General features: G+C 69.6%; 9 protein-coding genes. 7 read left to right on the top strand and 2 right to left on the bottom strand.

Going from position 1 to position 12,446, the window contains the following annotated elements; genetic code table 11:
• The first annotated feature begins 4 nt into the window (after positions 1 to 4).
• From E0H73_RS22965 to E0H73_RS22945, 5 genes are all read left to right on the top strand, one after another.
• Positions 5 to 613, top strand: coding sequence for an SGNH/GDSL hydrolase family protein (locus E0H73_RS22965; RefSeq protein WP_131359876.1), 609 nt, complete (start codon positions 5 to 7; stop codon positions 611 to 613).
• A gap of 70 nt (positions 614 to 683) precedes the next feature.
• Positions 684 to 3,131 (top strand): glycoside hydrolase family 2 protein, encoded by a 2,448-nt coding sequence (locus E0H73_RS22960; RefSeq protein ID WP_131359874.1) that lies wholly within the window; start codon positions 684 to 686, stop codon positions 3,129 to 3,131.
• Positions 3,132 to 3,204: 73 nt separating this feature from the next.
• Positions 3,205 to 4,563, top strand: a complete 1,359-nt coding sequence (locus E0H73_RS22955; protein WP_131359872.1) for an APC family permease — start codon at positions 3,205 to 3,207, stop codon at positions 4,561 to 4,563.
• 32 nt (positions 4,564 to 4,595) lie between these two features.
• Positions 4,596 to 4,979, top strand: a complete 384-nt coding sequence (locus E0H73_RS22950; protein WP_131359870.1) for a hypothetical protein — start codon at positions 4,596 to 4,598, stop codon at positions 4,977 to 4,979.
• On the top strand, positions 4,979 to 6,205 hold the full coding sequence (locus E0H73_RS22945; protein WP_131359868.1) for a glutathionylspermidine synthase family protein: 1,227 nt from the start codon (positions 4,979 to 4,981) through the stop codon (positions 6,203 to 6,205). The genes E0H73_RS22950 and E0H73_RS22945 overlap by 1 nt, the downstream gene beginning before the upstream one ends.
• On the opposite strand, the gene E0H73_RS22940 is transcribed toward E0H73_RS22945, so the two are convergent.
• Both E0H73_RS22940 and E0H73_RS22935 read right to left on the bottom strand, forming a co-directional pair.
• Complete coding sequence (locus E0H73_RS22940) at positions 6,206 to 7,666, bottom strand: NAD-dependent succinate-semialdehyde dehydrogenase (protein ID WP_131359866.1); 1,461 nt, start codon at positions 7,664 to 7,666, stop codon at positions 6,206 to 6,208.
• Positions 7,667 to 7,699: 33 nt separating this feature from the next.
• Positions 7,700 to 8,773: an MsnO8 family LLM class oxidoreductase gene (locus E0H73_RS22935; protein ID WP_131359864.1), complete on the bottom strand. Its 1,074-nt coding sequence runs from the start codon at positions 8,771 to 8,773 to the stop codon at positions 7,700 to 7,702.
• 412 nt (positions 8,774 to 9,185) lie between these two features.
• On the opposite strand from E0H73_RS22935, the gene E0H73_RS22930 reads away from it, so the two are divergent.
• Both E0H73_RS22930 and E0H73_RS22925 read left to right on the top strand, forming a co-directional pair.
• Positions 9,186 to 12,173 (top strand): type 2 lanthipeptide synthetase LanM family protein, encoded by a 2,988-nt coding sequence (locus E0H73_RS22930; RefSeq protein WP_131359862.1) that lies wholly within the window; start codon positions 9,186 to 9,188, stop codon positions 12,171 to 12,173.
• Positions 12,170 to 12,382: a hypothetical protein gene (locus tag E0H73_RS22925; RefSeq protein ID WP_131359860.1), complete on the top strand. Its 213-nt coding sequence runs from the start codon at positions 12,170 to 12,172 to the stop codon at positions 12,380 to 12,382. Before E0H73_RS22930 ends, E0H73_RS22925 begins: the two co-directional genes overlap by 4 nt.
• Positions 12,383 to 12,446 lie beyond the last annotated feature (64 nt).

Raw genomic sequence — 12,446 nt, 5'->3', positions numbered from 1 at the left:
CACTGTGACCACGATCCTTCTCGATCCCCGGCGGACCGTCGTGTTCGCCGGGGACTCGGTCACCGACTGCGGCCGCCGTACCGACCCGGACGGGCTGGGCGACGGCTACGTGCGCAACCTGTACGACGACCTCGGCCCACGCCGGCCGCGGATCGTCAACGCCGGCATCAGCGGCAACCGGGCTACCGACCTGGTCGGTCGCTGGTCCGCCGATGTGCTGGCCCACGACCCCTCGCTGGTGTCGATCATGATCGGCATCAACGACACCTGGCGGCGGTACGACAAGAACGACCCGACGACGGCCGAGTCGTTCGAGGCGTCGTATCGGGCGTTGCTGGATCCGCTGACCTGCCCGGTCGTGCTGGTCGAGCCGTTCCTGATGCCGGTGAAGGACGGGCAGGAGGGGTGGCGGGAGGACCTCGACCCCAAGCTCGACGTCGTCCGCAAGCTCGCCGTCGAGTACGGCGCCATCCTGGTTCCGGCCGATGTGGAACTGAACCGCCAGGCCAGGACCGTCGGCGCGGCCACGCTGGCGCACGACGGCGTACACCCGTCCACCGCTGGACATCGCGCCATCGCAGACCTCTGGCGCAAGACCGTCCTCGAAGACTGAGACCACCGCTCCCCATTCCCTGGGGAGCGGTTTTACAACAGAACTAAACCGGTTCACTTGGAGAGCTGCTGTGACATCGCTCAAGACAGTCCCGCTGACCACTGAAGGCGGCGCCGCCTGGACCGTGCGCGCAGCCGCCGGGCCGGTGCCCGAGGGGATCACGACACCGGTGGCCGCCACGGTCCCGGGCGAGGTGCACACCGACCTCCTGGCCGCCGGACTCATCCCGGATCCGTTCGACGGTGACAACGAGGGCAAGCTGGCCTGGATCGGCCGGACCGACTGGAGCTACCGGACCACCTTCGACTGGGCGGCCGACGGCCACGCGGTGCAGGAGTTGGTGGCCGACGGACTGGACACCGCGGCGACCGTGACGCTGAACGGGACCGAGCTGGGCAAGACCTGCAACCAGCACCGGGGCTACCGGTTCGACGTCACCGGCCTGCTGGTGGCTGAGGGCAACGAACTGGTCATCGACTTCGCCGGGCCGGTGCGGACAGCCGAGGAGCTGGCCGAGTCGCTCGGACTGTGGCCGCACACGAACCACCATCCGTACAACGCGATCCGCAAGATGGCCAGCAACTTCGGCTGGGACTGGGGACCGGATGTCGCGACGGCCGGCATCTGGCGGCCGATCCGGCTCGAGTCGTGGTCCGACGTACGGATCGACTCCGTCCGGCCATTGGCCGGGCTCGACGGCGACCGCGGCGTACTCACCACGCACGTCGCACTGGCGTGGGCGGACGGCGCGACCGAAGGCACTACCGTCACCGTCGAGGTCGGTGGGACGACCGTGTCGGAGAAGGTTGCCGCTGGCACCGGAACCGTTCAGCTCACCTCGACGGTCGAGTCGGTCGACGCGTGGTGGCCGCGGGGCTACGGCGAGCAGCCGCTGTACGACGTGGCGGTGGCACTGGACGACCGGGACAGCTGGCGGGGCCGGGTTGGCTTCCGCAACATCACGTTGAACGTTGCCCCGGACAAGGATGGGGGGCCGTTCGTTCTGTCCGTGAACGACAAGCCGATCTACGTGCGTGGCGCCAACTGGATCCCCGATGACGCGTTCGTCACCCGGCTGAACAGGCCGACGTACGAGACCAGCCTGCAGGACGCGGTGGACGCGGGGATGAACCTGCTGCGGGTCTGGGGTGGCGGGATCTACGAGAGCGACGACTTCTACGACATCTGTGACGAGCAGGGCCTCCTGGTCTGGCAGGACTTCCTGTTCGCGTGCGCGGCGTACTCCGAGGACGAGCCGATGCGCAGCGAGGTGGAGGCCGAGGCACGGCAGGCCGTGACCCGGCTGAGCCGGCACGCCAGCCTTGCGGTCTGGAACGGCAACAACGAGAACATCTGGGGGTACGTCGAGTGGGGCTGGCGGGCACCGCTGGCCGGGCGCTCGTGGGGCGAGGGGTACTACTTCGACCTGCTCCCCGGGATCGTCGCCGAACTCGACCCGCGGACGCCGTACTCGCAGGGCAGCCCGTTCTCGTACGACCACTTCATCCACCCCAACGACGAGCGCAACGGGACCATGCACATCTGGGACGTGTGGAACCAGGTGGACTACACGACGTACCGCAAGTACAAGCCGCGGTTCGTGTCGGAGTTCGGCTTCCAGGGGCCGCCGGCCTGGTCGACGCTGGTCTCGGTGGTGCACGACGAACCGCTGGATCCGTACGGCCGGCAGATGCTCGTGCACCAGAAGGCGTTCGAGGGCAACCTCAAGCTGGAGCGCGGGCTCGGCGAACATCTGCCGAAGTGGAAGGACATCGACGACTGGCACTGGACCACGCAGCTGAACCAGGCACGCGCGATCGTCTACGGCATCGAGCACTTCCGCAGCCTGTTCCCGCTGAACACCGGCGCGATCGTCTGGCAGCTGAACGACAACTGGCCGGTCGTCTCCTGGGCAGCGGTCGACGGCCATGGCATCCGCAAGCCGCTGTGGTTCGCCCTGAAGCGCGTGTACGCCGAGCGCCTGCTGACCGTCCAGCCGCGCGACAACGAACTGGTCGTTGCCGCACACAACGACTCGGACGTGGCGTGGAGCACCGAGGTGACGGTCACCCGGCGGTCGACCGGCGCCGGCAGCGAGGTACTGGCGCGGGAGACGTTCGTCCTGGAGGTCGAGCCGCGGTCGGCGACCCTCAGCTCGCTGCCCGCATCGGTCGGCGTACCGGGCGATGCTGCCGGTGAGTACCTCGAGGTGCGCGGCGGCGACGGGTCGACGGCGTACTGGTACTTCATCGAGGACACCGCGCTGCGGCTGTCCGGAGACGCGTACGCGGCCTCGGTCACCCCGACCGAGGACGGGTACGACGTGACCGTCACGGCTGCCGCGCTGGCGAAGGATCTGGCCCTGTTCCCGGACCGGCTGGACCCGGCGGCGCGGGTTGACTCGTGCCTGGTCACGCTGTCCGCGGGAGAGAGCCACACCTTCCACGTGTCGGGTGCGGCCGCGCCGGCGCAGGTCGGCGTACCGGTGCTGCGGTCCGCGAACGACCTGGTGAGCTGACTGACGACGAGACCCTGGCCAAAGGCGGGCCTGCCGGGTGTGAGCTTGTGGGCGTGCGACAGTGGATGTCGCCATGACCATCACAGACTCGCGATCACGCGGCCGGAGCCTGCGCAAGGATGCCCTGGGCCTCGGCTCGTCCACCGCGATCGGCATCGCTTCGACCGCTCCGGCGTACTCGCTCGCAGTCTCAGTCGGTCTGCTTGCCGGGTACGTCGGCGCCGCGGCTCCCGTGGTGCTCGCGGTGAGCGCGATCCCGGTGTTCCTGGTCGTGCTGTGCTTCCGCGAGCTCAACCGGGCCGAGCCGGACTGCGGTACGACGTTCCCCTGGACGGAGAAGGCGTTCGGCATCGGCGTCGGGCGGATGGTCGGCTGGACCACGGTCATGGCGTGCCTGCTGGTGATGAGCAATCTCGCGCAGGTCGCCGCCGTCTACACCTACCTGCTGTTCGGTCTTGACGACGCCGCCGACTCCCGTCTCGCCAAGGCCGGGCTGGGTGTCGTGTTCATCCTGCTGATGGCGGTCCTCGCGTATCGCGGCATCCGGATCGCCGCGACCACGCAGTTCGTCTTGTTGACGATCGAAGTACTCGCGCTGCTCTGGTTCGCGATCAATGCGTTCATCGAGGCCGGCAGCGTCAACATCCCGGCGTTCTCGGAGACCGGCGACGGCTCCTGGGTCGCCGCGGTCCTGGTCGCGATCTTCGTCTACTGGGGCTGGGACTCCTCGTTCAGCACCAACGAGGAGACCCGCGACCCGGGCCGTACGCCGGCCATCGCGGCCCTGATCGCGAACGGCTTCCTGGTCATCCTGTACGTCGTGGTCGCGTGGGCCGCGGTCGCGTACGCCGGACCCGCCGCGCTCGGGGAGATCGCGGACGACGACTTCTTCGCCGTACTGTCGAACGAGCTGCTCGGGACCGCCGGCGGGAAGGTCCTGGTTGCCGCGGTCCTGGTGTCGGCGCTGGCGTCGACGCAGACGACGATCCTGCCGACCGCGCGGACGATGCTGTCGATGGCCCGGCGGGACGCGTTCCCGGGCCAGTTCGCCCGGATCTCGTCCCGCTACCAGACGCCGACCGTGTCGACCTGGGTGTTCGCGGGAACCAGCGTGGTCGTGTATGCGTCCCTCGTACTGACGTCGGACGACGTACTGGCCGATTCCGTCGCTGCTGTGTCCCTGCTGGTGTCGCTGTACTACCTGGCGACGGCGGCCGCCGTACCGGTGTACTTCGCCGGGCAGTGGAGCGGGCGCATACTGCAACGGGTGGTCGTGCCGGTGGTGGCGGCCGCGTCGTTCGTGGGAGTGCTGGTGCTGTCGGTCATCGACGTGGGCGCCGGTCCCCTGATCGTTGTCGCCGTGGTGCTGGTGATCGGGGCGGCGATCATGTTCTCGATGAAGCCACCGGCCGAGGGGGAAGGCAGGCAGTGACACACCGGACACAACGCCAGACCAGGAGGCGGATGCGCAGCGCGGGCGTCACACTCGGGCTCACCGCGCTGGTGGCCGCGTCGCTGACCGGATGCTCCAACAACAGCCAGCCCGACTACGCCGCGATCTGCGTGGATCCGCAGACCCAGACCCGCTCCGACGACGAGAACTGCAAGGACGACCGCGAGTACCACGGGTCCGGCGCCGGATTCTTCTGGTTCTACATGGCCACCCGTGGCGGCGGCCTGGTGCCGCCGATCGGCGGCCGCTACAGCGCTGCCCAGGGCACCTACACGATCCCGCGGACGGGATCGCCGACGATCAAGCGGGGCGGCGTCGACAAGAAGGGCGGCGACATCGGCACCATCACCCGCGGCGGGTTCGGTAAGTCCGGCAAGGGGAGCTCTGGCGGCTGATGTGGCGGCACCTGATCAAGCCCCGGCCGGACTGGCAGGACACGGTGGTCGAGCAGGGGCTGGTCTTCCCGATGACCGACATGCCCGACGGCAGCCAGCGCCCGTACTGGAACGAGAGCGCCTGGTACGAGGTGACGATGGACGAGGTGCTGCACCTCGAGCGCGTCACCGAGGAGCTGTACGAGATGTGCAAGCACGCCGCCTCGGTGATGGCCTCGGGTGACCGGTTCTCGGATGCCCAGCTCGGTCTCGCCTCGGGCACGCTGCCGCTGGTGCGGGAGTCGCTGAAGCGCGACGACCTGACGGCGTACGCGCGGTTCGACCTGGCCTGGAGCGGGGTCGAGCCGAAGATGCTGGAGATCAACGGGGACACCCCGACCGGACTGCTGGAGTCGGCGGTGATCCAGTGGAACTGGCTGGAGGCCGTCTTCCCGGACGCCGACCAGTGGAACTCGGTGCACGACCGGCTGGTGAAGTGGTGGGGCGAGCAGCTCGCGGCCGGACGTTTCCCTGGCCGGGAGGCGCACTTCTTCAACTCCGGTGCGGAGACGACCGGCGAGGAGGCGATGACGGTCGCGTACCTGCGCGACACCGCCGCGATGGCCGGACTGGCGACGTACGGGCATGAGATCGAGGATGTCGGCTGGGACGAGGCACGGCGCGCGTTCGTCGACTGGGGTGGGCGGCCGATCCGGACCGCTTTCAAGCTCTACCCGTGGGAGGACATGCTCGACGACCAGTTCGGCCGGTACATCCTGGCCGGGCTGGAGGCCGAGCCGGTGCGCTGGATCGAGCCGATCTGGAAGACGATGCTGTCCACCAAGGCGATCCTGCCGGTGCTGTGGGAGCTCTACCCGGACCACCCCAACCTGCTGCCGGCATACTTCGGTGATCCCGGCGACCTGCTCGAGTGGGTGGCGAAACCGCTACATGGGCGCGAGGGCAGCAACATCGTCATCCACACCATCGCCGACACCGAGGACCACGTCCACGACGGTCCGTACGACACCTCGACGATGGTCTACCAGGAGTGGCACCCGCTCCCGTCGTACGAGGGCAACCGGGCGGTGATCGGGAGCTGGATCGTCGACGGGGTCGCGGCCGGGATGATGGTGCGCGAGTCGGACGGGCCGATCACGGACTACTTCGCCCGGTTCGTCCCGCACGCGATCGGCACCAGCCCGCGACCGGACGACGAGACCGTCCAGCGCTGGCTGGCCGAGTGATCAGTCCAGGTTCACCGCGACGTACTTGATCTCCAGGTACTCGTCGATGCCGACGGTGCCGCCTTCGCGGCCGAGGCCGGACTGTTTGACTCCGCCGAACGGTGCCGCGGGGTTGGAGACGATGCCCTGGTTGAGGCCGATCATGCCGGTCTCGAGCTTCTCGGAGACGCGGAGCGCGCGGGTGAGGTCGTTGGTGAACAGGTAGGAGACCAGGCCGTACTCCGTGTCGTTCGCCATCCGGACCGCTTCGTCCTCGGTCTCGAACGGCGTCAGTGGGGCGACCGGGCCGAAGATCTCCTCCTTCTGCAGCCGGGCGCTGTACGGTACGTCGGCCAGCACGGTCGGCTGGTAGAAGTACCCGTTGCCTTCAGCAACCGAACCGCCGGTGAGCGCCCGCGCGCCCTGAGCGACCGCGTCGTCGACCAGATCCTTCACCTTGTCCCGCTGGGTCGCGTCGATCAGCGGCCCGACGTCGACACCGTCCTCGGTGCCGCGGCCGACCTTCAGCGCGTCCATCCTCTGGGTCAGCCGAGTGGCGAACTCGTCCATCACCGGCGCCTGCACGTAGATGCGGTTGGCCGCCGTACAGGCCTCGCCACCGTTGCGCATCTTGGCCAGCATCGCGCCGTCGACCGCCTTGTCCAGGTCGGCGTCGGCGAACACCAGCAGCGGTGCGTTGCCGCCGAGCTCCATGCTGGTCCGCAGCACCTGGCCTGCCGCCTGCTCGATCAGCTTCCGGCCGACCTGGGTGGAGCCGGTGAACGACAGCTTGCGGGCGCGGCCGTCGCGGATCAGCGGCTCCATCACACCACCGGCGTCGTGGGTGGTGATCACGTTGAGTACGCCGGCCGGCAGCCCGGCCTCGGTCATCAGTTCGGCCAGCTTGAGCATCGACAGCGGCGTCTGGCTGGCGGGCTTGATCACCATCGTGCAGCCGGCAGCGACGGCCGGGCCGATCTTGCGTGCGCCCATCGCGGCCGGGAAGTTCCACGGCGTGATCAGCAGGCACGGCCCGACCGGTTGCCGCATCACCAGGAACCGGCCCTTGCCGTTCGGCGCGACCTGGTAACCGCCCTCGATCCGGACCGCCTCCTCGGCGAACCACCGGAAGAACTCGGCGGCGTACGCGATCTCGCCCTTCGACTCGGCGACGGGTTTGCCCATCTCGAGCGTCATCAGCAGCGCGAGCTCGTCGGCCCGCTCGGTCATCAGCTCATACGTACGCCGCAGGATCTCGCCGCGATCGCGGGGCGGGGTGGCGGCCCACTCGGCCTGTGCGGCCACTGCGGCGTCCAAGGCGGCCAGACCGTCCGCCGGACTCGCGTCGGCGACGTCACAGATCGTCGTACCGGTGGCCGGGTCCTCGACGGCGAGGGTCTTGCCACCCTCTGCCGCCTGCCACTTGCCTCCGATGAACAGCTCGGTCGGACACGCCTCGACGACTTCCCGCTCCCGTGACATGGGCCTGCCTTTCACTAGTCGGCAGGTTCCAGACTAGGCCGTCGCAATCAGGGGTGGGGCGTGTCTGGGGACGGTGCGGATGGACTTGGTCAGGCCGGCGGCGATGGTGCGGAGGATGGCCGACCGGACCAGGCCGTCGAAGGCCAATGGGACCAGCATGATCTCGTCGGCGCCGGTTTCGGCCGCGAGCGTCCCGAGCGCGGACACCACGGTCGCCCGCGAGCCGACGATGTGACCGGGGTCGTCCAGCAGCCGCTCGGCGCGACCGCGCTCCCGTCCGGTCAGCGGTGGATCCAGCAGCGCCATCAGCTCGGCCGGAGTCGCCCGCGGCGAGGCCGTCGCCAGCAGGGTCTTCACCCGGACGTAGTCGGCGAACCGGACGATGGCCGACTCCTCCGAGTCCGCGGCCACAACACCGACGGTGACAGCCATGTACGGCTTCACAGTGGGCCCACTCGACTCGAAGTGATCCCGGTACGCCGCCACCGCCGCAGGAGTCGGCGAGGCAGCGGAGTGATGCGCCAGGAACACTGGCAGCCCACGTACGGCGGCAGTCGCTGCAGCGCCCGGGTGGTCGGCCAGCACGAACACAGGGGGCGGCAGACCGGCCAGCGACAGCCGTACGTCGCCTACAGGTGCGCGGCCGGGCAGTCCGTCGCGCAGGAACCCGCAGAGCTCGTCAAGCCGCTGCGGGAAGGCATCACGGGCACTGCCGCCGAGTGCGGCCGCCGTACTGGGGACCAGGCCATACTGCTGGCCGACACCGAGGTCGATACGGCTCGGGTACGCCGCTGCCAGTGCGGCGAACTGTTCGGCCACGACGAGCGGTTGATGGTTCGTCAGCAGGACACCGCCGGCGCCGAGCCGGATCCGGTCCGTCCGTGCGGCGAGGACTGCCGCGAGTACCGCCGGTGCCGCGCTGCCGACGCCTCGGACGCCGTGCTGCTCCCCCACCCAGAACCGGCGATACCCGAGGTCATCGGCAGCCTGTGCCACCTCCGCGGTCTCCCGGAGTGCGGCCGCAGCCGACTGACCGGGCAGCTGCGGTACGACGTCCAGCACCGAATGGGCTGAGACGGGCAGACCGGGAGCGACAGGGGCAAGCACGTGTTCACCGTGGCAGGGCCGGCCCGATCGCACATGGGTGCGCGACCCCCATGTTCGGACCGCGCGGCACCCATCTGTGCGTGCCGTCCGGCGATCCCGAAATTGGGTAGGCGGAGGTCTTGCCGCACCCCGGGACGTGGGGGCATCGTTCCGGGCGTTCCTTCCAGATTTCGCGGACAGAGGAGGCCGAAGACGAGTGCAGACACCTAGCTGGGAGCCGTAGCGCTCCCTACCCTGAGCCGGCCGTCCTTCCACCAAAGGCCGACCGGCCGGGCGCTGCTGCCGCGGGGTGGTCAACCCCCAGTCGTCACCCCGCGGCAGGTGCTGCCCCCTGCGCGGACCACCAGCTCCCAGGAAATATGGGGGCCGGATACCCATGCCCCGGGCGGGTGGGCAATGGCAGCCTGTCCGCGTGCTCAACTCAGCGACCGCCGGGCCCGCCCGGACCGACCAGCGCACAGCCTGGTGGTCCGCGGGGATGCGCCCGCACGAGCTGGCCCAGACCGCACCGGCCTGGGCCGAGTACGTGGAGCGCAGTACTTCCACCCAGACCGCGCCTGCCGCCGGTCGAGGCCCCGCAGGGACCGGCACCGCAGCCAGCCACACGTCAGGTGGGGCAGGCGGGGCGTCGGGTGGGCCTGACACGGACTGGCGGCAGGCGCTTATGCGCTGCTTGGAGCCATTGCTGTCGGCGGCTCGCCGCGATCTCGCGGCAGCCGGGCACACCGGCGTACTGGCCGAGCAGTTCCTGCAGCGGCTCGGGCTACGACTGGTCAAGCTGGCGTCGCGCACTCTGGTGCTGGAGCTCGCCCGGGCACGGGACCGCGGTGAGCTGGCCGGTGACACTCCGGCCGAACGTTTTCTGGACTTCACCCACCGGCTCGTTGGAGGGAGCGAGCTGGCGGACTTCCTGGCCGCATACCCGGTGCTGGCCAGGGTCCTGGGCGAGTCGTGCCGGCAAGGCGTCGAGGGTCACCTCGAACTCCTGGCACGGCTCGCCGAGGACCGTGAGTCGCTCGTCACCGGACTGCTGGACGGCCGTGATCCCGGCGCATTGACCGCCATCGACCCTGGGGGCGACCCCCACCGAGGCGGTCGGTCCACCGCAACCCTCACCTTCGCCGACGGGCGGCGGGTGGTCTACAAGCCCCGGCCGCTCGACCTGCATCGCCACTTCAACGAGTTCGTCGCCTGGCTGAACGGCAAGACCGGTCTGGGCATCCGTACGGTCGATCTGCTCCGCCGCCCCGGCTATGGCTGGCTGGAGTACGTCGTACCCGAGCCCTGTCACGACGTGGCCGACGTACGCCGTTTCTACCAGCGGCAAGGCGCTCTGCTGGCACTGCTGTACGTGCTGGACGGCACCGACATGCACTACGAGAACCTGATCGCCGTCGGCGACCAACCGGTGCTCGTGGACGTGGAAACCCTGTTTCATCCGAGCCACGCACCAGCCGGCACGCTCAGCTTGGATCCCGCATACCGGACTCTGCTCAGCTCGGTCTACCGCACCGCGCTGCTGCCGCTGCTGGTTGCCGGCGAGCACGGTGTCGCCGACATGTCCGGCCTCGGCGGCGACGCGGATGCGACTGCACCTTCCAGCGTGGTCGACTGGGCGGACGCCGGGCTGGACTCCATGCACCTCATCAGGCGTCCCGGCAAGACGCCGGGCGCCGCCAACCGCCCACACCTCGACGGCGCCGTGATGGAGCCACGGGACCATGAGATCGCTGTCCTCACAGGGTTCCGGGCTGCGTACGAGGCGATCGCCTGGCACCGCGACGAGCTGATCGGCCCGGACGGTCTGGTACGCCGTTGCGCGCAGGACCGGATCCGGTTCGTGCCGCGGAACACCAGTCTCTACACGGGTTTGCTGGACGAGGCGACGCATCCCGACGCACTGCGGAACGCCGCAGGTCGCAGTCAGTTGCTGGATCTGCTGTGGGACGCCGACGAGTCGCTGCGCGACGTGGTGCCGTACGAACTCGCCGACATGTGGGCGGGCGACGTACCGCTCTTCACCGCACGGCCGGACAGCCGCGACCTGTGGGCGTCCGACGGCACGCGCATCCCCAACATCCTTGCCACCGAGGGGCTTGCCGCGGTCGAGGCGAAGATCGCCGGGCTCAACGACATCGACGAGCACCGGCAGAAGTGGCTGATCTCCGCGTCGCTCGCCACCCGGCCGGAGCCGATCGTGCACGCCAGCACCGCCGGCCGCCACGGCGTCGGCGCCACCGAGGCGGATCCCGGCTGCCTACTCGCGGCCGCCACCGACATTGCCGACGAGATCATGGCGCAGGTGATCAGCGAGCGCAGCGGCGCCGCCAACTGGCTCGGCCTCGAACTGCTCGACGACCACCACTGGGCCATCCGCCCAATGGGTGCAGGGCTTTCCAACGGCTACACCGGTACGGCGCTGTTCCTCGCACAGGTCGGTGTGCTCACCGGAGCCAGCAAGTACTGCGAGCTGGCGCGTGACGCGATTCGCCCGATCCCGATGGTGCTGGAGAGTCTCTCCGCGGACTTGGAGACGGCTCAGCTGGTCGGACCGGGCCTGCACGGCCTCGGCGGGATCAGCTACGGCCTGCACCGGCTCAGCACGCTGCTCGACGACTCCGAGGTCACCAGTTGGTTGCACGCGGCCCTGGAACTGACCGAACGGCTCAAGCCCGAGCCCACCGAGTTCCCGACGTACGCCGAGGGCGCAGCGGGTGGACTCGCCGCCATGCAAGCGATTGAAGGCATCCCGGCCGCGGCCGACCTGGCCAAGCGGTACGCCGACGAACTGGTCTCCGCTGTGGAGCAAGGGCTGCACGGCGGCCTGGCCGCTCCGGACCACGGGTTCACCCGCGGCTACCAGGGCATCGCCTGGGCTCTCGGGCAGTACGGCGTACCTGGCGACAGGTACACGGATGCCGCGCGTACGGCGGCCGACCTGGACCGGCGGACCCGGTCCGGCGGCCATGGATGGTGCTCCGGTGACGCCGGGACCGCGTTGGCCCGGCTGGCGGCCGGAGTACCCGCGGACCTCGACGCCTACCTGAGGACCGCAACTGAACGTCCGGTGCTCGCAGACCTCAGTCTGTGTCACGGCGAGCTCGGCGCGGTGGAGCCACTGGTGTGGCTCGCCGAACGCGAACACCCAGCTGTTGAGGCGGTCCGGCGACGCCGGGCCGGGCTGGTGCTCGCAGCAGTACAGCAGTACGGACCACAGTGCGGGACACCCCGTGCCGTTCCGTCACCAGGCTTGCTGACCGGCCTGGCGGGCATCGGCTACGGCTTGCTCCGGCTGGCGTTCTCCGAACGCGTCCCGTCCGTCCTGCTGCTCGAACCATCCACCGGGTCGAAGCGCCCATCACAGCGCGGACGCCCCACAGCGACAGGGGAAACAGCATGACCGCCCAGCACCACGATGACGACCTCCGCGACGCCCAGCTCGAGCGCCCGGACTCCACCGACCCACTCGGCCCGATCACGCTGCCGAAGCGTGCCCACGTCGGTGCCCGCGCAATGGCGCTGGTGGGCACCGTCGGGATGAGCGCGTTCGCCCTCGCGGCGGTCGCCAACGCCGGCGTGTTCAGCACCTGGCCCACGATCGAAGCCTGAGCCTGCCAGCAAGCGCTTGATCGGCGGAGTCGCCCGGTCACCCGAGGGTGCCCGGCCGGCCCCG

Source organism: Kribbella pittospori, from assembly GCF_004331465.1.
GTDB classification, from domain to species: domain Bacteria; phylum Actinomycetota; class Actinomycetes; order Propionibacteriales; family Kribbellaceae; genus Kribbella; species Kribbella pittospori.
Note: the sequence above shows the minus strand (reverse complement) of the source record. Positions and strands in the feature narration are given on the sequence as shown.